The sequence below is a fragment of the Paracoccus homiensis genome, from assembly GCF_900111675.1.
Taxonomy (GTDB): domain Bacteria; phylum Pseudomonadota; class Alphaproteobacteria; order Rhodobacterales; family Rhodobacteraceae; genus Paracoccus; species Paracoccus homiensis.
Genome location: NZ_FOHO01000003.1, coordinates 174,756 through 195,636, shown reverse-complemented (window position 1 = coordinate 195,636; position 20,881 = coordinate 174,756). Strand labels below are relative to the sequence as shown.

Genomic DNA, 20,881 nt, shown 5'->3' with positions numbered 1-20,881 from the left:
CAAGCCCGCGCCAAGCCGTCACCGATCGGCGGGATGGGTTCAGATTTTTTCGCCGATGATTGTTCGCGCTGCGCAGATCTTTGCTGCGTTGCCTATGCCTTCGACAAGGGCGAGGCTTTTGGCCTCGACAAGCCGGCGGGCGCCCCCTGCCCGAACCTGCGATCCTGTGGCGGCTGCATCATTCACGACCAGCGCCTTGAACGTGGCTTTGCCGGCTGCATCAGCTATAGCTGCGCCGGCGCAGGTCAGCGCGTCACGCAACAGATGTTCGCGGGCGCAAGCTGGCGCGACGATCCGGCGCTGATCGCGCCGATGTCGGCCGCGCTGCGACAGACCCGCCGCCTGCATGACTGGCTGCAACTGCTGCAAGAGGCGCGGAAACTGCCGCTATCGCCCGATCAGTCCGCCACGGCCACGCGCCTGATCGGGCTGCTGACGCCCGGTGACGGTCTGACCGCAAAGTGGCTGGAACGCACGGTCACCGATGCGACGAAACAATCGGTCATGGCGTTTCTGGCCAGCCTGCGGCCCCTGATACAGCGCGCCCCGAAACAGTGATCTCCGGACATGAAAAAAGCCCGCGACAATCGCGGGCTTTTTCCGAAACCAGATCAGCCTGAAATCAGGCAGCGGCCTTGGCTTTTTCGACGATCGCGCCGAATGCTTCGGGCTCGTTCACGGCCAGGTCGGCCAGAACCTTGCGGTCCACCTCGATGCCGGCTTTCGACAGCAGGTTGATGAAACGCGAATAGGTCATCTCGGCGTCGATGGCGCGGACACCTGCGTTGATCCGCTGGATCCACAGGGCGCGGAAATTACGCTTGCGGTTCTTGCGGTCGCGGGTGGCGTACTGGTTCGCCTTGTCGACGGCCTGGGTGGCGGTGCGGAAGTTCCGCGAACGCGCGCCGTAATAGCCCTTGGCTTTATCAAGGACCTTCTTGTGGCGGGCGTGGGTAACCTTGCCGGATTTAACTCGTGCCATGTGTCAGTCCTCGGATCAGCGGTTGTAGGGCATGTATTTCTTGACGATCTTGGCATCCGCGTCACACAGGACGGTGGTGCCACGCGCGTCACGAATGAACTTCGTGGTGCGCTTGATCATGCCGTGGCGCTTGCCGGCCTGGGCGGATTTGACCTTGCCCGAAGCCGTGAACGAGAACCGCTTCTTGGCGGCCGCTTTGGTCTTCATCTTCGGCATTTTCGTCTCCTTGGTCAGAGTGAACGCGCGCCTCGGCAATGCCTTCAGGGGCCGGACGCACGGTTAGAAGCGCGCCGTATAAGGGCGCGCCGCGAATTTGGCAATAGCTTATTGCTGCGGCTGTGCCGCGCCGGACACCCGGTCCCACGCGCCCAGGATCGTCTGCGGCTGAAACGGCTCGGGGCTGGTGAACGCGCCGGCAAAGATCAGCACGATGCCCAGGATCAGCGTGATCACGGCACCGCGCGGCGCCTGCGTCTGAAGCAGCTGCACCACCGCAGCCACAACTGAGATCAGGCACAGCGCCACACCGGCCAGCAACAGATAATCGGACATGGAAAGCACCCGTCTTCGTTTTGATTAATCGGGTTTATTCCGGATCGGAGGCGTAAATCAAGCGCTCGTCACAGGGGGCGATGCGCAGGATGTTCGTCGTACCCGGCACGTTGAAGGGCACACCAGCCATAACCACGACCTGCCGCGTCTCATCGGCAAAACCGAAATCGCGTGCCGCGCGGGTGCCATTGACCACCGCCTCCTTGAAGCGGGTCAGGCGCGGGCTGATGATGCAATGCGTCCCCCAGGTCAGCGACAGACGACGCGCCACCCCGACCTCGGACGACAGCGCCAGGATCGGCACGCGCGGACGTTCGCGCGCGACCAGGCTGGCCGTCGTTCCCGATTGCGTAAAGGCGCAGATCGCGGCGATGTCCGTGGTTTCCGCGATCTCGCGGGCGGCGGTCACGATGGCGTCGGCGACGCTGTGCAGCTTGGCCTTGCGCGAGGCTTCGATGATGGCGCGATAATTCGCATCCGCCTCGACCGAGCGGGCGACGCTGTCCATCGTCGTCACCGCCTCGACGGGATAATCGCCTGCGGCGCTTTCGGCCGACAGCATGACGGCATCGGCGCCTTCATAGATGGCGTTGGCGACGTCGCTGACCTCGGCGCGGGTCGGCATCGGGCTTTCGATCATCGATTCCAGCATCTGCGTCGCGACGATCACCGGTTTGGCGGCGGCGCGGCATTGACGTACCAGACGTTTCTGGATCGGGGGCACCGAATGAACCGGCAGTTCAACACCCAGATCGCCCCGCGCGACCATGATCCCGTCCGAGGCGTGAAGGATCTCGTCAAAGGCCCGAACGGCGGCGGGTTTCTCGATCTTGGACAGCACGGCCGCCCGACCCTTGGCCAGCGCCTTGGCCTCTTCGACATCGGCGGCCCGCTGCACAAAGGACAGCGCCAGCCAGTCCACGCCCATCTCGCAGGCGAATTCCAGATCGCCGCGATCCTTGTCCGACAGCGCGGCCAGCGGCAGAACCACGTCAGGCACGTTCACGCCCTTGCGGTCGGAAATCGTGCCGCCGACGGTCACGGTGCAATCGGCGAAATCCTTGCCACAGCTATCGACGGTCAGGCGGATCTTGCCGTCATTCACCAGCAATTCGCTACCGGCTTCCAACGCGGCGAAAATTTCGGGATGCGGCAATTGCACGCGATTGGCGTCGCCCTTTGCATCGTCCAGATCAAAGCGGAACTTGTCGCCCGCCGTCAGATCATGCGCGCCATCGGCAAATGGCCCCACGCGCAGCTTCGGCCCTTGCAGGTCGGCCAGAATCGCGATCGGACGGCCGGTTTCGGCCTCGATCTCGCGGATGATGGCGTGGCGGGCGCGGTGATCGTCATGGCTGCCATGGCTCATGTTCAGGCGGAACACGTCGGCGCCCGCGTCAAACAGCTGGCGGATCATCTCCTTGGTGCTGGAGGCCGGTCCAAGCGTAGCCACGATCTTTACGTTGCGATGTCGTCTCATATTCGGCCCCTCATCCTGATTTAGCGCTATCAATAATGCAGATGTTCCGGCACGGCAACTGGCGCAAAGAAGGCAACTGCCCTATGCAGACTGCATTATGAAGGATGACGAAACCATGACTGAGCGCGCCTTCCGAACGGTGGGCGAAGATCGGCCCTCGCGCTGGCTGATCACCTGCGATCATGCGACGAATCGCGTGCCGGACTGGATCAATGGCGGCGATCTGGGCATTGCCGCGGCGGATATGGCGCGCCACATCGCCTATGACATCGGCGCGGCGGGTCTGGCCGGGCGGCTGGCCGACATCCTGGACGCCCCTGCGGTGTTTTCGGATTTCTCGCGGCTGGTGATCGACCCGAACAGGGGCGAGGATGACCCGACCCTGCTGATGCGGCTTTACGACGGCACCGTCATTCCCGCCAACAAACATGCCGACCTAGCCGAGCGTGAACGCAGGCTGGACCGCCTGCACCGCCCCTATCATCGCGCATTGGAAGATCTTGCAGGACGGCATCCGGCCCGTGCGATCTGCGCCATCCACAGCTTTACACCGCAGTTGCGGGGCCGCCCGCCGCGCCCGTGGCAGGTCGGGATCCTTTACTCCCATCGCGACACGCGGCTGGGTCCGGCACTGGTGCAGGCCTGTCGCGATCAGGGCTGGGTGACCGGCGAGAACCAGCCCTATACCGGCCATCTGGAGGGCGATTCGGTGGATCGGCACGCGTTGGCACAGGGTCGCCCGAATGTTCTGATCGAACTTCGCAACGATCTGATCCAAACGCCCGAGGGTCAGGCCGAGTGGGCCGCGCGCCTCGCGCCCGTGATCGAACAGGTGCTGTCGGACAGCGGCGCCTGAGACGGACGTCGGGGCATGCGCGACGCCGCGGGGGGTCCGGGGGGCAGCCAGCCCCCCGGCCGTCGCGGGACGCAATGCCCGATCGCGGGATCAGACCGCGGCCTTGCGGCTTTCCTCGATATAGATCTCGCGCAAACGTTGGGCGACCGGGCCGACCCGCCCCCCGCCCACGGCCTGGCCGTCGATCTCGACCACGGGCATCACGAAGGCCGAGGCCGAGGTGACGAAGGCCTCATCCGCCGCCTGCGCCTCGGCAATGGAAAAGCTGCGCTCTTCGACCTTCATCTGTGCCTCTGCGGCAAAACGCAGCACCGCGGCGCGGGTGATGCCGTGCAGGATGTCGGTGCTCAGCGCCCGTGTCACGATCACGCCGTCCTTCACGATATATGCGTTATTCGAGGTGCCTTCGGTCACCATCCCGTCCTCGACCAGCCAAGCATCATCGACGCCCTGCGCCTTTGCCGCCATCTTGGCCATCGACGGATACAGCAACTGCACGGTCTTGATGTCGCGGCGGCCCCAGCGCAGATCGTCGATGCTGACAATCTTCCAGCCGGTCTTTGCTGCGGGCGCATCGGCAAGCCCGGGCTTGGCCTGCGTGAACATGACCACGGTTGGCTGCACATCGGCGGCCGGATAGGCGAAATCGCGGTCGCCCGGATTGCCCCGGCTGACCTGCAGATAGATCAGGCCATCTTCGATCTCGTTCAGCCGGATCAACTCGTGATGCGCCTCAAGATAGGCCTCGGCATCCATCGGATTGCGCATCTCAAGCGCATCCAGCGACCGCGACAGCCGCGCCATATGCCCTGAGAAATCCAGCAGTTTTCCATTCAGGACGCTGACCACCTCATAGACCGCATCGGCCATCAGAAAGCCCCGGTCAAAAATTGAAACCGTGGCCTGTTCCTCGGGCAGGTAATCACCGTTTACAAATACCGTCCGCGACATGCGATCCATCCTTCCTTCGTGGCGCTTTGGCGCGGTCCTGCGCCCAAACGGACGCGTCGTCAAGAAAGATGACGCAGGGGCCCGCGATGCGGCGGTGCAGCATAAGGGTTGAAAGCAGGGCCGCGCCGCGCTATCGGTTGCGCAATATCCTTTCGTTAACAGCCAAGGATCAGCAATGAGCTTTCGCCTTCAACCACAACCCCCTGCCCGCCTGAACCGCTGTCAACTGTTCGGCCCGGGATCGCGCAGCGCGCTGTTCGAAAAGATGGCCAAGTCGGATGCCGATGTCATCAATATCGATCTGGAAGATTCCGTCGCGCCCGATGACAAGCCGACCGCGCTGAAACAGACGATCGAGGCCATCAGCGATATCGACTGGGGCAACAAGACGCTGTCGGTGCGGATCAATGGCCTGGACACGCCCTTCTGGTATCGCGACGTCGTCGATCTTCTGGAACAGGCGGGCGACCGGCTGGATCAGATCATGATCCCGAAGGTTGGCAATGCCGGTGACATCTATGCCGTGGATGCGCTGGTCACCGCCATCGAACGCGCCAAAGGCCGCAAGAAGCCCATCGCCTTCGAGGTCATCATCGAAAGCGCGGCGGGCATCTGCCATGTCGAGGAAATCGCCGCCGCATCGCCCCGGATGCAGGCGATCAGCCTTGGCGCGGCCGATTTCGCCGCCTCGATGGGCATGGCGACAACCGGGATCGGCGGGACGCAGGAAAACTACTACATGGTCCGCGACGGCCAGAAATACTGGCCCGATCCCTGGCATTGGGCGCAAACCGCGATCGTGGCGGCCTGCCGCACACATGGGCTGCTGCCCGTGGATGGCCCCTTTGGCGATTTCAGCGACAAGGACGGCTTCGTCGCGCAGGCACGCCGATCCGCAACCCTTGGCATGGTCGGCAAATGGGCAATTCACCCCAGCCAGATCGCACTAGCGAACGAGGTGTTCTCTCCCTCGGCCGATGCCGTCACCGAAGCGCGCGAAATTCTGGCCGCAATGGAAGAGGCGACGAAATCGGGCGCAGGCGCGACAGTTTACAAAGGCCGCCTTGTGGATATAGCTTCCATCAAACAAGCAGAAGTGATCGTTCGTCAGGCAGAACTGATCGCAGGCTGAAAAGATACCCAGCGGTCGTGATCAGTGGAGGGGTCACAACCGCGAACGGGAGGGCGCGGGCTCTGTGGCAACACGGGGCCCGCTGCATTTTCGGGCCATGCCCGCCCGGATCAGGCGCGGCGCAGCCTGCGGAACGCGGCAGAGGCGCCCCAACCCGCAGCGACAGCCACGGCCAGCGACATCAGCCCGTAGATCAATGGCTTATCGAATGCCAGACGGTATAGCCACCGCTCTAGCCCGACCTTCATCACCTCGATCGGGGCGCGATAGACATCGATCACCCGCCCCTCGCGCAGAAGGAAGATGCGGGTCTTGTACTCACCCTCGATCAGATTGGCGGGCAGGCTGATATCGGCCCTGAACAGCGTCTGATCGACCAGTTTCACGCTGCCTTCTTCCAGACGATACAGCCCGTTTTCCTCGCGCAGGCGAATCAGCGCCTCGGTAAATGGCACCGTGTCCCCGACCGAGATCCGCCCCGCAAAGGCCCGCAGCGCCAGTGGCAGCGAAATCCGGTAACGGCTGTCCCAGCCCGGTCGCAGGATCTGATCCAGCGGACCGGTGGTCGCGACCGCATAGAATCCCGGCGCGGCCCCGATCTCGACATGTTCGGAATTGATCCAGATCGCGGCCTTGCGTTCCTTTTTCCACACCGTCAGCGCCTGTGACGGACCTTCGATGGTGACGATGATCTGCAAGGGCGGTCCATCGGGGATCGGCGTTTCGCGCTTGATCGCGCCATAGATCAGGATCTCGGAGCCGTCGAAACTGGCCGTGATCGCGACCGAGTCGTTCGACAGTCCCGCAACCACCTGTTCAGCGGGGGCATCGGCATTTTCGGGCACGACGACGCGCGGGCGACCGGGATCGGAATAGATCGGGAACTGCGCATCGGCATCCTCGACGGGCACGGTCGACGGGCCGGTTTGTTGCGCGACCACCGGCCCGCACAGGCAGAACAGCAACGCGGCAGCGGCGTGACGCAGGCCCATCACCGCACCCCCGTGGTGATCGAGAACAGCTCATCGGGACGCAGGAACAGGTCCAGCGCCAGCTTGCCACAGACCAGCAGAACCAGCAGCGCCAGCAGGATCCGCAACTGTTCGGCCCGCAGCCGCGCCCCCAGCGTGGTGCCGATCTGCGCCCCCACAACCCCGCCGACGATCAGCAACACCGCCAGCATGATGTCGACCGTGTTATAGCTGACGGCATGCATCAGCGTGGTAAAGGCGGTCACGAAGGTGATCTGAAACAGCGAGGTGCCGACCACGACCTTGGTGGGCATCCCCAGCAGGTAGATCATCGCGGGCACCATGATGAACCCGCCGCCCACGCCCATGATCGCGGCCAGAATTCCGACCGCAACCCCAACCAGCAGCACCGGAATCGCACTGATATACAGACCCGAGGCGCGGAATTTCATCTTCAGCGGCCAGCGATGCACCCAGTTGTGCTGATGCAGACGCTTGCGATGAACAGGGTTGCGCGACCGCCTAAGCGCCCGGATGCTTTCCTGCAGCATCATCCCGCCGATCAGGCCCAGAAACACCACATAGCAAAGCTGCACGACCAGATCGACCTGACCAAGACTTTGCAGGATCGTGAAGACGAACACGCCCAGCCAGGACCCCACCAGCCCCCCGGCCAGCAGAACGCCACCCATGCGGAAATCGACGGTCTTGCGTTTGACATGGGCCAGAACGCCCGACACGGACGAGGCGACGACCTGATTGGCCCCGGTCGCCACGGCGATGGGGGGCGGAATGCCGATGAAGAACAGAAGCGGCGTGATCAGAAAACCACCCCCGACACCGAAAAGCCCGCTCATCAGCCCCACGATTCCGCCCAGACCGATCAGGGTAAAGGCATTCACAGAGACTTCGGCGATGGGGAGAAAGATCTGCATGTCGTCCGATCGCAAATTGCGGCCCCAGAATGCACGGCATGGGTCAAACCGTCAAACCGCTTTCGGCCATGGCCTCAACGGGTTGAAGCAATGTTGCCGCACGGCTAAGCATTTGACGGGCAAAACAGTCAAGGAACGGCATGATGCGTATTCTGATCACCAATGACGACGGCATCAACGCCCCCGGGCTTGAGGTCATGGAACAGATCGCCGCCGAACTTGCCGGCCCGGATGGCGAGGTCTGGACCGTCGCGCCCGCCTTTGAACAATCGGGCGTGGCACATTGCATCAGCTATTCGCACCCCACCATGGTCGCGAAACTGGGGCCGCGCCGCTATGCCGCCGAGGGCAGCCCCGCCGATTGCGTATTGGCCGCGATCAGCGACATCATGGCCGACAGCCCGCCCGATCTGGTGTTGTCGGGCGTCAATCGCGGCAACAACTCGGGCGAGAACGTGATGTATTCCGGCACCGTCGGCGGTGCGATGGAGGCCGCGTTGCAGGGCCTGCCCGCCGTTGCCCTGTCGCAATATATGGGCCCGAAAACGGCGGAGCTGGACGACATGTTTCAGGCCGCCCGCACTCACGGCGCCACGGTGATCCGCCGCATTCTGGATCACGGCGACTGGACCTCGGGCGAGGATTTCCGCCTGTTCTACAACGTGAATTTCCCCCCGACCTCGGCCGCCGATGTCGCGGGCCTGCGTGTCGCCCCGCAAGGCCGTCGTCGCGGCGCCGGTTTCGGGGTCGTGCCCTATACGGCGCCGAATGGCCGCCGGTTCATGTGGGTCGCCGGCGGTTCGCAGCAGGCACCGGCACGCGCGGGCAGCGATGTCGCGGTCAACATGGATGGCTATGTTTCGGTCACGCCGATGCGCGCCGACCTGACCTGCCATTTCTCACTTGATCGGCTGTCGCAGACGCTGGATCGTGATCTTGGCGATCATGCCCGCGAACAGACGGAGGCCAGGGACGGCAAATGACCCCCGAGGACGAACAGGACAGCCCGGCCGAGCGCAAGATGCGCTTCATGTACCAGCTTCGCTCGCGCGGGGTCACCGATCCGCGCGTTCTGAACTCGATGGAGCTGATCGACCGTGGCCTGTTCGTGCGCGGCCAGTTCGCCGATCGGGCCTATGAGGACACGCCCCTGCCCATCCCCTGCGGTCAGACCATCAGCCAGCCCTCGGTCGTGGGCCTGATGACGCAGGCGCTGAATCCGGGTCCGCGCGACACCGTGCTGGAGGTGGGCACGGGCTCGGGCTATCAGGCGGCGGTGCTGTCCGGGCTGTGCCGTCGGGTCTATACCGTCGACCGTCATCGCCGTCTGGTCCAAGAGGCCGAGGCAATCTTTGCCGAGATGGGCTTTTCCAACATCACCGCACAGATCGCAGATGGATCGCGCGGCCTGCCCGATCAGGCGCCCTTCGACCGCATACTTGTGACCGCCGCAGCCGAGGATCCGCCCGGCTCGCTGTTGGCGCAACTGAAGATCGGCGGTATCATGGTGGTGCCGGTCGGTCAGTCCGACGCGGTGCAGACGCTGATCCGGGTCACGCGCAGCGAGACCGGGTTCGACTATGACGAATTGCGGCAGGTGCGGTTTGTTCCGCTGGTCGAGGGGTTGGGTCAGACATGACCCCCGACCGGACAGTAGCAGGTTGAGGAACGGGATATGAGCAGGAATTTCAGGCTTTCGGCCAGCGCGGCAGCGGCGCTGGCTTTGTTGGCGTCATGCGGTCCGAACGGGTTCGATCCCGATTTGCGCGGCTGGGCGCCGGGCGGATTGGATACGGCACAGGCCGCCGCACAGGCGCAGCCACGGCCCGCCCCCGACAATCGCGGCATCATTTCCTATCCCGATTACCAGGTGGTCATTGCGCGGGCAGGCGAAACGCCGGCATCGATTGCGACCCGGCTTGGTCTGGGCGGCGACGAACTTGCCCGCCATAACGCGATCCCCGTGGGCGCCCAATTGCAGGAAGGCAGCCTGCTGGTATTGCCGCGCCGGGTGCAGGGCGGAACCCCCGCGACCACCACCACGGTCAGCAGCACGGGCCGCGTCACCGACCCCTTTGCCGGTCAGGGCATCAAACAGCCCGAGGTGCCGGGCAAAAGCGCCCCCGCCAGTCAGGAGCCCACACCGAAAGCCGCGCCGCAGCCGAAACAGCATCAGGTTGCCAGCGGCGAAACCGCTTGGTCCATCGCACGCAAATACGATGTCAGTGTCGATGATCTGGCCAAGTGGAACGGACTGCCCGCGAATATGTCGCTGCGCGTGGGTCAGCGACTGCTGATCCCGGTCGCGGGACAGAAGCCGCCGAATCCGACCGACGTCACGACGGCTCCCGGCAGCGGCAGCCCGACGCCGCGCCCGCCCTCTGCCGCAGCGCCGCTGCCCAAGGAGGATACGGTCGCCGCCGCGACCCCCGCGCCCAAGACCGACGCCCCGGATCTGGGCGCGACGCGCACAGAAGCCTCGGGCGGGCGCTTTGCGATGCCCGTCTCGGGCGCGATCATCCGCGTCTATGAAAAGGGCAAGAACGACGGCATCGACATCGCCGCCACCAGCGGCACGCCGGTGAAAGCCGCAGGGTCGGGCTCTGTCGCCGCCGTGACGCGCGATACGAATGGCGTGCCCATCGTCGTCCTGCGCCATAACGGCGGGCTGATGACCGTCTATACCGGGCTGAAGGATCTGTCGGTTGCCAAGGGTGACAATGTCAGCAGCGGCCAATCCATCGGTACGGCGGGGGATGCGGGCTTCGTCCATTTCGAGGTTCGCCGCGGCTATGACAGCGTCGATCCCGAGGATTTTCTGGGCTGATCGGCCCGGATGCTGCGCCGGGGCGACCCCGACGCAGCATCCGCATCAGAAGCGATCCAGCTGATCTTCGATCGCAGCCGCGACTTCACGCCGGATGACGGCCCGCAGATTGCGCGAGAAACGCTCGCCCAGTTCGCCGTGCAGTTCTTCCTGCACCATCTCGCGCAGGATCTCGCGGATCGATTTTTCTTCCTCTTCCGGCGACAGACCCGAAATGGTCGGGGCTACAGAAGCCGCTGCAGGCTGGTCGATCGGTGCGGCCTGCCCTGCCTCGTCCGGCTGTTCGGCATCCTCGACCGCCCAGACCGAGCGCGGGGGCGTCATGCGCGCGGGCTTGGCCAGCAGTTCGGCTTCTTCGACGGGCTCGACCACCACAGGGTCTGGTCGCATCCGGGCCTTCCAGTCGAAAGCCTCGGCAAAGCTGGCCTCATCTTCCGGCTCATCGACCATCGCGGCGAAATCACGGCCCGGGTCCGGCTGTTGCGGTTCTTCCGCCGGTTCGACAAAGCTGCGAAGGTTTTCTTCCAGACGCAGGGGCGGCAATTCGCCCTGCTCGGATGCGGGTTCTGTAATGGGTTCAGCGGTGGGTTCGGCGGCGAAATCATGTCGCAGGATCTGTCCCGACGGGCGCGCGGCATCCGGGGCATTGGCATGATCGCCAAGTGGCCAGCCCTCGTCGGCCTCGTCCTCGGTCACGACCCCGGCCAGCTTGCGGGCCAGGCTTGCATTGCCACCATAGCGGCGGGCCAGAAATTCGCCGCCATCTTCCTGAATGAACCGAGGCTCGGCCGCTTGGGTCATCCGCTCGCGGGCCGCCACAAGGGCCTCATCCTCGGCGATCAGACGGCGGATCGCCGTCAGCACGTCACCAATATCTTCAGAAAGGCGCGCTGCACTGCGCGGGGTAGGTTCAGCCATGGCGCATCTCCGTGGCTGAACCCGCAGGCTTAGTTGCTTTTGCCGATCGCCCGCAGAACGCGATCAAGGCTTTCGCCCTGTTTGCTGGTGCTGGGCGCGTTGCGCACGGCATTGTAATATTGCGATGGGTCATAGGTCTGAATCCCCAGTTTCAGGTGTTCTACCGTCAACAAACCCATAGCGGCCAAAAGTTGATAATGTGCTAATTGCAGATTGGACTCGGCCGTAATCTTGTCGGCCCGCGCCTCCAGCAGCGATTGTTCCGCATCCAGAACGTCCAGCGTGGTCCGGGCGCCCAGCTGCGCCTCTTCGCGGACGCCGTCATAAGCCTGCTGCGCAGCCGAGATCTGTTCATTGATCGACCCGATCTGCGCGCGTGCGACCTGAATATTCGCCCAAGCGGTGCCCACCTCCTGGCTGACCAGGCGCGATGTGTTCAACAGCGAGGACCGCGCCTCGTCGCGATTCGCCATGGCCTTGCGATGGGCGGACGACAGACGCCCCCCCGAATAGATGGTCTGGTTCATGGTCACGCCGACCGAAGCCTCGGCGCGGTTGTCATATTCCCCACCCAGGGACGACCGCGGCTGGCGGCCATAACCGACCGAAGCATCCGCCGACAACGAGGGGCGACGCTCGGCCGCGGCGGCGGCCACGCCCAGTTCGGCGGCGGCGGCGGCCCGCTGCGCCTGCAGGATCGACGGATGATTGCGCTGTCCGACGCTGCGGGCGGCATCGACATTCGCCGGCAGTTTCGGCAGCGGCGGCGGCGACGACAGGTTCGCAGGCTTGCGACCGGTCGCGGCCAGATAGTTTTCGCGCGCGACCTCCAGCTGCCCCTGTGCCGATGCCAGGGTGGCGCGGCTGGCAGCCAGCTGCGCATCCGCCAGCGCCACATCGGTCACGGTGATCTCGCCCACGTCGAAGCGATCCTTGGCCGCCTGACGTTCCTGCCCGACCAGGCGGACCGAATTCTGTTGCAGCGCGACCTGTTCCTGCGCCTCGCGCACCTGGAAATAGGCCGAGGCCGCATCATACAGAACCTGCTGTTCCACGCCGACCAGCGCCTGACGGGTCGCCAAGACCTGTTCCTTGGCCGCGTCGATCGCCAGCTGGGTCCGCCCCCAGTCATACAGCAGGAATTGCGCGCTCAGCGAAATCGACGAGCGGCGGCTGCGGGTCTCGCCACGGGACTTGCTGTCGGCATAGCTGGCGACCCATTGCAGGACCGGCCGCAGGGTCGCGACGGCACCGGCGACATCTTCGTCGGCGGCGCGCAGAACCGCGCGGTTCTGTTCGATCAGGGCGGAATGACGATAGGCGGCGACCATGGTGTCGGCCAGGGATTCAGCCTTGGCGGGGATTGCCGCGCTCAGGCTGACCATGACCGCAGCAACCAGGCCGCGCAATGGTTTGATCTGTTTCACAAGCTGAATCCCCGTTCTTTCGCAAAGCCCTGCAGCAAGGGTGCATGTGCGTTGAAGGCATAGCGCCAGTTCACGCGCCCATTCACGACATGGCCGATTCGGACCACACCCAGGCTGCCTTCCATGAAGAGCGCGGCGATTCGGCCACCCTCTTTCAACTGTTCCAGAATTGCCGGCGGCACCTCTTCGACGGCACCCTCGACCAGAATCGCGTCATAGGGGCCCTGTTTGGGGCAGCCCTGCGCAAGCTCGGCCTGAAGGACCGCGACGTTGAAGACGGCATTGTCGGCCAGCCGCTTTTCGGCCTCGGCCGCCATCTCGGCATCTTCTTCGATGGCCACGACGGCCTCGCTCATCCGGGCGATGACGGCGGCCCCGTAACCAAGACCGCAGGCCACATCCAGGACCAAGTCGGTCGGCTGGATGTTCAGACCGTCGATCATCTTTGAAATCGTCCGCGCCTCAAGCATCACGCGGCCATTGCCCAGATCGATGTTTTCGCCCGTATACGCGACCGCGCGGCGCGACGCGGGCACGAATTCTTCGCGCGGGATCGCCAGCATGGCCTCGATCACCGGAAATTTCGTGACATCGTTGGGACGAACCTGAGTATCTACCATCATGGTGCGACGCGCGGCGAAATCGGTCATGTCGGGAACCTCTGCTCGACCTGCATTTTTGTTCTTATTGCCATGATTTACGGGGGTGAGCAACGCCGCTCATTCCTGTCTTGCAAGCCGCGACGGGATCATTTAAGTCGATCCCACTCTCGACGGCGGTGGGTTGGCGGAGTGGTTACGCACCGGATTGCAAATCCGTGAAGACCGGTTCGATTCCGGTACCCACCTCCATATCAGACAGAGCGTTTCCAATGATCTATGCCGCAAGCACCGGACTGGCCGAAACCGTCCTGAGATTGCGCGCGCGATTGGGCGGGTCCGAAGCGCTGCGCGAACGGCTGGTTCGCGATCTTCCGCGAAAACCCGCAAGCATCTGGATTCACGGGGCATCGGTCGGTGAATTGACTTCGGCCCGCCCGATCATCGAGGCATTGGCCCGCGATTTCAGCCTGCAGATCACCGCCAACAGCGTCACGGGGCGCGACATGGTGATCGGCTGGGGCCTGCCTGCGCGGCTTGCGCCGCTGGACCTGCCGCGGGCGCTTGGCCGGTTTCTGGATGCCGTGCAGCCGCAGATGGCGCTGACCATCGAACAAGAGCTGTGGCCGCTGAAATCGCGCCTGCTTGAGGGCCGCGGAATTCGGCAGGCCGTGATCGGGGCGCGGATGTCGGAAGGCTCGTCCCGGAAATGGGCGCGGCTGCGCGGGGTGATTTCGCCGATGCTGGGCCGAATCGATGCCCTGTCCGCACAGGATGCGGCAAGCGAATCGCGCCTGCGCGATCTTGGGCTGCGCGAAAACGCGATCCTGCCGGTCATGGATCTGAAACTGCTGGCGCCGGCCTCGATCCAACCGCCTGCGCCCGATCCGGCGCGAAACCGGGTCATGCTGGCGGCGTCAACGCATGAGGGCGAGGATGGGCCGGTTCTGGACGGTTGGCTGAAGGCACGCCAGATCCATCCGGATCTGCGGCTGATCCTTGCGCCGCGCCACCCGCAAAGAGGCGATGCGATCGCCCAGATGATGCGTGATCGCGGCATCGCGTTTTCCCGCCGGTCCCAGGGGGCCGAGGATGCGCCCGTGCTGCTGGCAGATACCCTTGGGGAAATGGCGCTGTGGTATGGCCAGGCCGGGATCTGTCTGGTCGGCGGGTCGCTGATCGACAAGGGTGGTCATACGCCGTGGGAACCCGCGGCTTATCGCTGCGCGCTGCTGCATGGTCCCCATATCGCCAATCACGCGACCGGATTTGACCTGCTGACCCGTGCCGGGGCCGCACGAAAGGTCACCTCGGCGGATCTTGGCGCGAAGCTGATCGCGCTGGTGCAGGATCCGGCGCAGATTGCCGCGATGGGCCGGACCGCGCGCGACGTGCTGACGGCGCGCGTCGGCGATCCTCAGACGATGATCGCAAGGCTGGGCGATCTTGCACGCAGGCGCGACTGACCCGATATCTATGGCATGATCTGAAAAGGTGTCCGCATGATCCGTTATGCTTTGCGCTGTGACAAAGGCCATGATTTCGAAAGCTGGTTTCGCAATTCGACCGGATTCGAGGCGATGCGCGATGCGAATCAGATAGCCTGCGCCGAATGCGGATCGACCCGGGTGGACCGCGCGCTGATGGCCCCTGCGGTGCCTTCGGAAAAGGCGCGGCTGTCCGAACCGCAGAATTCCGCACTGGAAAAGCTGCGCCAGCATGTCGAAAAGAATTCGGACTATGTGGGCCTGTCCTTTGCCGAAGAAGCTCGCGCCATGCATGATGGCGACCGTCCCACGCGGGCCATTCATGGCGAGGCCCGCCCGGAAGACGCCCGCAAGCTGATTGAGGATGGCGTGCCCATCGCCCCCCTGCCCTTCATCCCGCGCCAAAAGTCGAACTAGACGAACTGCGCGTAACCTCTTGCGGTTTCGCCCCCCCGTCCCTAAAAGCCGCGCCGACGAATAGCGTAGAGTCTGGGGGCCCGACATGCCGCTTCTGGTGATGAAATTCGGCGGAACATCCGTGGCCGATCTGGACCGGATCAAGAATGCCGCCCAAAAGGTGCAGCGCGAGGTTGATCGCGGCTACGACGTCATCGTCATCGTCAGCGCAATGTCCGGCAAGACGAACGAACTGGTGGGCTGGGTCGAACAGACCTCGCCGCTGTTCGATGCGCGCGAATACGATGCCGTCGTCAGCTCGGGCGAGAATGTGACCGCCGGGCTGATGGCCCTGACCTTGCAGGAAATGGGCGTTCCGGCGCGCAGCTGGCAGGGCTGGCAGGTGCCGATCAACACCACGGCCGTCCACTCTGCGGCACGTTTCGTGGATATTCCGCGGGCCAATCTGGACCAGAAATTCGAAGAAGGCTTCAAGGTCGCCGTCGTAGCGGGCTTTCAAGGGCTGGGCCCCGATGGCCGGATCACGACGCTGGGTCGCGGCGGTTCGGACACGACCGCCGTTGCCTTTGCCGCCGCCTTCGACGCCGAACGCTGCGACATCTATACAGATGTGGACGGCGTCTACACGACCGATCCGCGCATCACCTCCAAGGCGCGCAAGCTGGACAAGATCGCCTTCGAGGAAATGCTTGAACTGGCCAGCCTTGGCGCGAAAGTGCTGCAAACGCGCTCGGTCGAGCTGGCAATGCGTTACAATGTGCGTCTGCGCGTGCTGTCCTCGTTCGAGGATACGGACGAAAATTCGGGCACGCTGGTCTGCGATGAGGATGAAATCATGGAATCGAAAGTCGTCAACGGGGTCGCCTATTCGCGCGAAGAGGCCAAGATCACCCTGGTCACCGTCGAGGACCGTCCGGGCATCTCGGCCGCGATCTTCGCGCCTCTGGCCGATGCCGGCGTGAACGTCGACATGATCGTTCAGAACATCTCGGAAAAGGACTATGACGACCATCCGGGGTCGGTGACGGACATGACCTTCTCGGTGCCGGTCAATCAGGTCGAGCGCGCGAAGAAAGCCATGGAACGGGCCAAGGCCGAGGGCACGATCGCCTATGACGAGCTGGTCGTCGACACCGAGGTCGCCAAGGTCAGCGTCGTCGGCATCGGCATGCGCAGCCATACCGGCGTCGCCGCGCGCATGTTCAAGGCGCTTGCCGATGAAAACATCAACATCAAGGTCATCGCGACAAGCGAAATCAAGATTTCGGTGCTGATCGACAGAAAATACATGGAACTGGCGGTGCAGGCACTGCATGATGCCTTTGGCCTCGAAGCGGCCTGAACCCAACAGCCGGGCACAGATTCGGCAGGGCGCGCTGAGGCCATCGCGACAGCAAAGGCAGGCACGCGATGCACGACAGGAAGGATAGTGATTCCCGCAAGCTTCTGCGGAGGTTGAAGGAAATTCTGGCGGCCGCCGGTGGCGGCCAGGATCGCCTTGACCAGATCACGCATCATATCGCGGATTCGATGGGCACGGATGTGTGCTCGATCTATCTGTTCCGCGACCCGCAGACGCTGGAACTTTGCGCCACCGAGGGTCTGCGCGCCGAGGCCGTGCACCAGACGCGCCTGCGGCTGGGCGAAGGTCTGGTCGGTCGCGTGGCCCGCGCCGGACGCAATATCAACACCGAAAACGCCCCCGCCGAACCGGGCTTTCGCTTCATGCCGGAAACCGGCGAAGAGGTGTTTCCCAGCTTTCTGGGCGTACCGATCCAGCGCGTCGGTGAAAAGCTGGGCGTCCTCGTCGTGCAGTGCCGCGAGGCGCGCCTGTTCAGCGATGACGAGATCTACGGCCTGGAGGTCGTGGCGATGGTGCTGGCCGAGATGACCGAACTGGGCGCCTTTCAGGGCAGCCAGTCCGACAGCATGCCGCAGGCCCACCGCTTTCCGCTGATGTTGCGCGGCACCACCGCGCAGGAAGGCGCCGCCGAGGGGCATGTCTGGCTGCACGAACCGCGTGTCGTGGTCGCAAATCCCGTTGGCGACGACCCGGAAAAGGAACGCGCGCGTCTTCATGAAGGCGTTGCGATGCTGCGCGAAAGCGTCGACCGGATGGTCGGCGCGGCCGATATGGGCGGCACCGGCGATCACACCGAGATCCTGGAAACCTATCGCATGTTCGCCCATTCGCGCAGTTGGCTGAAGCGGATGGAAGAGGATATCCGCCTTGGCCTTTCCGCCGAGGCGGCGGTCGAAAAGGAACAGTCATCGGCCCGTGCGCGGATGGAAATGTCCGCCGACCCCTATCTGCGCGACCGGCTGCACGATCTGGACGACCTGTCCAATCGCCTGCTGCGCATCCTGACCGGTCAGGGCCGCGACACCGGGGCCGAAATGCCCGAGCGTCCGATCCTGATCGCCCGCAATATCGGCCCGGCCGAGCTGTTGGAATATGGCCGCAAGCTGAAAGGCGTGGTTCTGGAAGAAGGCTCGGTCGGCAGTCACGCCGCGGTCGTTGCGCGTGCGCTGACCATCCCCTTGGTGATCCATGCCAGCCGCATCACCACCGAGGCGCTGAACGGCGACCCGATCCTGATCGACGGCGATCAGGGCATCGTCCATCTGCGGCCCGAGGAAACCGTGGCCACCGCCTTTCGCGACAAGATCGCGATGCAGGCCGAGGCGCAGAACCGATATGCCAGCCTGCGCAACCTGCCTGCCACCGCGACCTGCGGCACAACGGTGCAGTTGTACATGAACGCGGGCCTGATGGCCGATCTGCCCTCGCTGGAAGGGTCGGGGGCCGAAGGCGTCGGGCTTTTCCGCACGGAATTGCAATTCCTGATCCGCAACCACGTGCCCCGCCGCGGGGAACTGGCGCAGCTTTATCGCCGCGTCATCGACAATTCGCATGGCAAGCCGGTGATGTTCCGCACGCTGGATATCGGGTCGGACAAGGTTCTGCCCTATATGAAGCCGCAAGACGAACCGAATCCGGCGATGGGTTGGCGCGCGATCCGCGTGGGTCTGGACAAGCGGGGCGTGCTGCGGATGCAGTTGCAGGCGCTGATCCGGGCATCGGTCGGGCGGCCGCTGCATGTGATGTTCCCCTTCATCGCGGATATCAGCGAATACGAAGACGCCTATCGGATCCTGATGCAGGAAATGTCGCGCGAACAGCGGCTGGGCCACGAGATGCCGACCGATATCCGCGTCGGCGCGATGCTTGAAACCCCCTCGCTGGCCTTCGCGCCGCAACGGTTTTTCGAGATGTGCGATTTCGTCTCGATCGGCGGCAATGATCTGAAACAGTTCTTCTTCGCGGCCGACCGTGAAAACGAACGGGTCCGCCGCCGCTATGACACGTTGAACACCTCGTTTCTGGCGCTGCTGGAACAGATCATCGCCCGCTGCGAGGCGGCGCGCGTGCCGCTGTCCTTCTGCGGCGAGGATGCCGGGCGGCCGGTCGAGGCGCTGACCTTCGCTGCACTTGGCCTGCGCAGATTGTCGATGCGGCCCGCCTCGATCGGGCCGGTCAAGCACCTGATCCGCCGCGTGTCGATCGCCGAGCTGAGGCAGGTCATCGAGGACGGCAAGTCGCAGGGTCTGACCAATCTGCGCCGCCCCATCACCGAATGGCTGGCACGGCAGTGATCCGCCACAGATCGCGCGAATCGGCGCCGGGGTGAAACCGATCGTCTCGGTGGCGCGTTACCGCCGAGCAACCTTGCCCAGCCGGGGCAATATCCCTATGATGATCAAGTTTTTTTGGACCCTGACCTCCTCAGATGAAGCGTAGACAATTCCTGAACGCTGCCAGTGCACTGGCTATCGGCGGCTCGACCATCGCGACCCAAGCTCAGGCACAGGACAGCGATGTCAAACCGCAGATGCCGGACCCGGCGCCGAACAATTTCGGCTTTGAAGAGGTCGCCGAGCTTGCGTCACAGCGCGCCACCAAGGTGTATGAACAGCCCGTGGCGAAACAGGTCGGCAGCTTTGCCGATCTGAACTATGACAAGTACCGTGCGATCCGGTTCAATCGCGACCATGACCCACTGCGCGATCACCCGCGTTTCCGCATGGATCTGCTGCCGCCGGGTTCAATCTTCTACGAGCCGATCAATATCAGCATCGTCCGCAACGGACTGCCGATCCCCATCGTGTTCGACCCCAGGAAGCTGGAATTCGACCCCTCGCAGTTTCCCGACGGTGCCGATCTGGACACCAAGGGCGACATGGGGTGGTCCGGTTTCCGGCTGCGCACGCCGCTGAACCGTCCGGGCGTTATGGATGAATTCATCGTCTTTCAGGGTGCCAGCTATTTTCGCGCGGTCGCGCGCAACACGCTGTATGGCCTGTCTGCCCGTGGTCTTGCGATCAAGACCGGCAGCCCGGATGGCGAGGAATTTCCCTTGTTCACGGATTTCTGGATCCATGAACCCGAAGGCAATTCCGAATGGGTCCGCATCCATGCGATCCTTGACAGCAAGTCGCTGTCCGCCGCGTTCCAGTTCGACGTCAATCCGGGCGCGGTCACCATGGTCAGGACGCGCTGCGCGATCTTCCCCCGCGTCGATCTGCAACATACGGGCATCGCGCCGCTGACCTCGATGTTCTGGTTCGGGCCGGGCAGTCGCCGCAATGTCGATGACTATCGCCCAGCCGTCCATGACAGCGATGGCCTGCAGATGACCACCGGCGCCGGCCAGGGCCTGTGGCGCAGCCTTGCCTCGGCCAGAAACCTTCAGATTTCGTCCTTCGTGGACAAGGATCCTGTCGGGTTCGGCCTGATCCAGCGCAGTCGCCAGTTCGAGGATTATCAGGACGCCGAGGCGATGTATCACCTGCGTCCATCGACCTGGATCGAACCCGAGGGCGATTGGGGCGAGGGCGAGGTTCGTCTGATCGAGATCCCGGTTGAGAACGAATTCAACGACAATATCGTCAGCTATTGGCTGCCGAAGGATGTGCTGACCAAGGGCAAGCGCCACGAATTCCGCTATCGCATGTCCTTTGCCGCCTTGCCGCCCAACGACCTGCCATTGGCGCGGGTGCGTCAGGTGCGGGCGGGCCGGTCGATCAACACCGAAACGCAGCGCAGCTATATCATCGATTTCGACCTGTCGCTGTTCGGCGAAGAGATGCCGGAATCCAAGGTCTCGACCTCGAAGGGTGATATCGTTCATGCCTATCTGAAGCCGCTGCCCGCGCAGAACGTGCTGCGGCTGGCCTTTGAATTCGCTCCGGGCGATGCCGAACAGGCGGAACTGCAGGCGGTTCTGACCGACAAGGACGGCACCGCGCTTAGCGAAACCTGGATGACGCGCTGGAGCGCATGATC

Annotated in this window: 21 protein-coding genes and 1 tRNA gene; 12 read left to right on the top strand and 10 right to left on the bottom strand. The window is 63.8% G+C overall.

Going from position 1 to position 20,881, the window contains the following annotated elements; all coding sequences use genetic code 11:
* The first annotated feature begins 33 nt into the window (after positions 1 to 33).
* Positions 34 to 558 carry a hypothetical protein gene (locus BMX67_RS05575; RefSeq protein ID WP_090733159.1) on the top strand — a complete coding sequence of 175 codons (525 nt, stop codon included), beginning with the start codon at positions 34 to 36 and terminating at the stop codon, positions 556 to 558.
* 64 nt (positions 559 to 622) lie between these two features.
* Here the strand turns inward: BMX67_RS05575 and rplT are convergent, their stop codons facing one another.
* From rplT to pyk, 4 genes are all read right to left on the bottom strand, one after another.
* Entirely contained in the window at positions 623 to 982 is a 360-nt protein-coding gene (gene rplT / locus BMX67_RS05570; RefSeq protein WP_090733157.1) for a 50S ribosomal protein L20, read from the bottom strand.
* A 15-nt stretch (positions 983 to 997) separates the two neighbouring features.
* Positions 998 to 1,198 carry a 50S ribosomal protein L35 gene (rpmI, locus tag BMX67_RS05565; RefSeq protein ID WP_090733156.1) on the bottom strand — a complete coding sequence of 67 codons (201 nt, stop codon included), beginning with the start codon at positions 1,196 to 1,198 and terminating at the stop codon, positions 998 to 1,000.
* Between the two features lie 108 nt (positions 1,199 to 1,306).
* A complete protein-coding gene (locus BMX67_RS05560; protein WP_090733154.1) occupies positions 1,307 to 1,534 on the bottom strand; it encodes a hypothetical protein in 228 nt (75 codons plus the stop codon).
* A 34-nt stretch (positions 1,535 to 1,568) separates the two neighbouring features.
* Positions 1,569 to 3,014 (bottom strand): pyruvate kinase, encoded by a 1,446-nt coding sequence (gene pyk, locus BMX67_RS05555; protein ID WP_090733152.1) that lies wholly within the window; start codon positions 3,012 to 3,014, stop codon positions 1,569 to 1,571.
* Positions 3,015 to 3,129: 115 nt separating this feature from the next.
* On the opposite strand from pyk, the gene BMX67_RS05550 reads away from it, so the two are divergent.
* Entirely contained in the window at positions 3,130 to 3,870 is a 741-nt protein-coding gene (locus BMX67_RS05550; RefSeq protein ID WP_090733524.1) for an N-formylglutamate amidohydrolase, read from the top strand.
* Between the two features lie 90 nt (positions 3,871 to 3,960).
* Here the strand turns inward: BMX67_RS05550 and BMX67_RS05545 are convergent, their stop codons facing one another.
* Positions 3,961 to 4,821: a D-amino-acid transaminase gene (locus tag BMX67_RS05545; protein ID WP_090733522.1), complete on the bottom strand. Its 861-nt coding sequence runs from the start codon at positions 4,819 to 4,821 to the stop codon at positions 3,961 to 3,963.
* Between the two features lie 175 nt (positions 4,822 to 4,996).
* Between BMX67_RS05545 and BMX67_RS05540 the strand changes: the two genes are divergently transcribed.
* The gene (locus tag BMX67_RS05540) at positions 4,997 to 5,953 is read left to right on the top strand and encodes an L-malyl-CoA/beta-methylmalyl-CoA lyase (RefSeq protein ID WP_090733150.1); all 957 of its coding nucleotides are present in this window, start codon (positions 4,997 to 4,999) and stop codon (positions 5,951 to 5,953) included.
* A gap of 110 nt (positions 5,954 to 6,063) precedes the next feature.
* Here BMX67_RS05540 and BMX67_RS05535 read toward each other — a convergent pair whose 3' ends face one another.
* Both BMX67_RS05535 and BMX67_RS05530 read right to left on the bottom strand, forming a co-directional pair.
* Positions 6,064 to 6,945 (bottom strand): TIGR02186 family protein, encoded by an 882-nt coding sequence (locus BMX67_RS05535; RefSeq protein WP_090733148.1) that lies wholly within the window; start codon positions 6,943 to 6,945, stop codon positions 6,064 to 6,066.
* Positions 6,945 to 7,859 (bottom strand): sulfite exporter TauE/SafE family protein, encoded by a 915-nt coding sequence (locus BMX67_RS05530; RefSeq protein ID WP_090733147.1) that lies wholly within the window; start codon positions 7,857 to 7,859, stop codon positions 6,945 to 6,947. Before BMX67_RS05530 ends, BMX67_RS05535 begins: the two co-directional genes overlap by 1 nt.
* Before the next feature lie 143 nt (positions 7,860 to 8,002).
* Here BMX67_RS05530 and surE point away from each other — a divergent pair, with 143 nt between their 5' ends.
* The 3 genes from surE to BMX67_RS05515 are packed head-to-tail and all read left to right on the top strand — an operon-like array spanning position 8,003 to position 10,686.
* The gene (surE, locus tag BMX67_RS05525; RefSeq protein WP_090733520.1) at positions 8,003 to 8,842 is read left to right on the top strand and encodes a 5'/3'-nucleotidase SurE; all 840 of its coding nucleotides are present in this window, start codon (positions 8,003 to 8,005) and stop codon (positions 8,840 to 8,842) included.
* Entirely contained in the window at positions 8,839 to 9,498 is a 660-nt protein-coding gene (locus tag BMX67_RS05520; RefSeq protein WP_090733145.1) for a protein-L-isoaspartate(D-aspartate) O-methyltransferase, read from the top strand. Before surE ends, BMX67_RS05520 begins: the two co-directional genes overlap by 4 nt.
* Before the next feature lie 36 nt (positions 9,499 to 9,534).
* Positions 9,535 to 10,686 carry a peptidoglycan DD-metalloendopeptidase family protein gene (locus tag BMX67_RS05515; RefSeq protein ID WP_090733143.1) on the top strand — a complete coding sequence of 384 codons (1,152 nt, stop codon included), beginning with the start codon at positions 9,535 to 9,537 and terminating at the stop codon, positions 10,684 to 10,686.
* Between the two features lie 45 nt (positions 10,687 to 10,731).
* Here BMX67_RS05515 and BMX67_RS05510 read toward each other — a convergent pair whose 3' ends face one another.
* Genes BMX67_RS05510 through BMX67_RS05500 form a run of 3 tightly spaced genes read right to left on the bottom strand, consistent with a single transcriptional unit; the run spans position 10,732 to position 13,681 of the window.
* A complete protein-coding gene (locus BMX67_RS05510) occupies positions 10,732 to 11,604 on the bottom strand; it encodes a hypothetical protein (protein ID WP_139206455.1) in 873 nt (290 codons plus the stop codon).
* Between the two features lie 29 nt (positions 11,605 to 11,633).
* Positions 11,634 to 13,031, bottom strand: coding sequence for a TolC family outer membrane protein (locus tag BMX67_RS05505; RefSeq protein ID WP_425438965.1), 1,398 nt, complete (start codon positions 13,029 to 13,031; stop codon positions 11,634 to 11,636).
* Positions 13,028 to 13,681, bottom strand: coding sequence for a protein-L-isoaspartate O-methyltransferase family protein (locus BMX67_RS05500; RefSeq protein WP_090733140.1), 654 nt, complete (start codon positions 13,679 to 13,681; stop codon positions 13,028 to 13,030). Before BMX67_RS05500 ends, BMX67_RS05505 begins: the two co-directional genes overlap by 4 nt.
* A 127-nt stretch (positions 13,682 to 13,808) precedes the next feature.
* Here BMX67_RS05500 and BMX67_RS05495 point away from each other — a divergent pair.
* From BMX67_RS05495 to BMX67_RS05470, 6 genes are all read left to right on the top strand, one after another.
* A tRNA-Cys gene (locus tag BMX67_RS05495) sits at positions 13,809 to 13,882 on the top strand.
* 20 nt (positions 13,883 to 13,902) lie between these two features.
* Entirely contained in the window at positions 13,903 to 15,096 is a 1,194-nt protein-coding gene (locus BMX67_RS05490; RefSeq protein ID WP_090733138.1) for a 3-deoxy-D-manno-octulosonic acid transferase, read from the top strand.
* A gap of 36 nt (positions 15,097 to 15,132) precedes the next feature.
* Positions 15,133 to 15,534 (top strand): DUF1178 family protein, encoded by a 402-nt coding sequence (locus BMX67_RS05485; protein ID WP_090733137.1) that lies wholly within the window; start codon positions 15,133 to 15,135, stop codon positions 15,532 to 15,534.
* Positions 15,535 to 15,619: 85 nt separating this feature from the next.
* Entirely contained in the window at positions 15,620 to 16,876 is a 1,257-nt protein-coding gene (locus BMX67_RS05480) for an aspartate kinase (protein ID WP_090733135.1), read from the top strand.
* Positions 16,877 to 16,944: 68 nt separating this feature from the next.
* Positions 16,945 to 19,191 (top strand): phosphoenolpyruvate--protein phosphotransferase, encoded by a 2,247-nt coding sequence (gene ptsP, locus BMX67_RS05475; RefSeq protein ID WP_090733134.1) that lies wholly within the window; start codon positions 16,945 to 16,947, stop codon positions 19,189 to 19,191.
* A 134-nt stretch (positions 19,192 to 19,325) separates the two neighbouring features.
* A complete protein-coding gene (locus tag BMX67_RS05470) occupies positions 19,326 to 20,879 on the top strand; it encodes an OpgD/OpgG family glucan biosynthesis protein (protein ID WP_090733133.1) in 1,554 nt (517 codons plus the stop codon).
* The last annotated feature ends 2 nt before the right edge of the window (positions 20,880 to 20,881 follow it).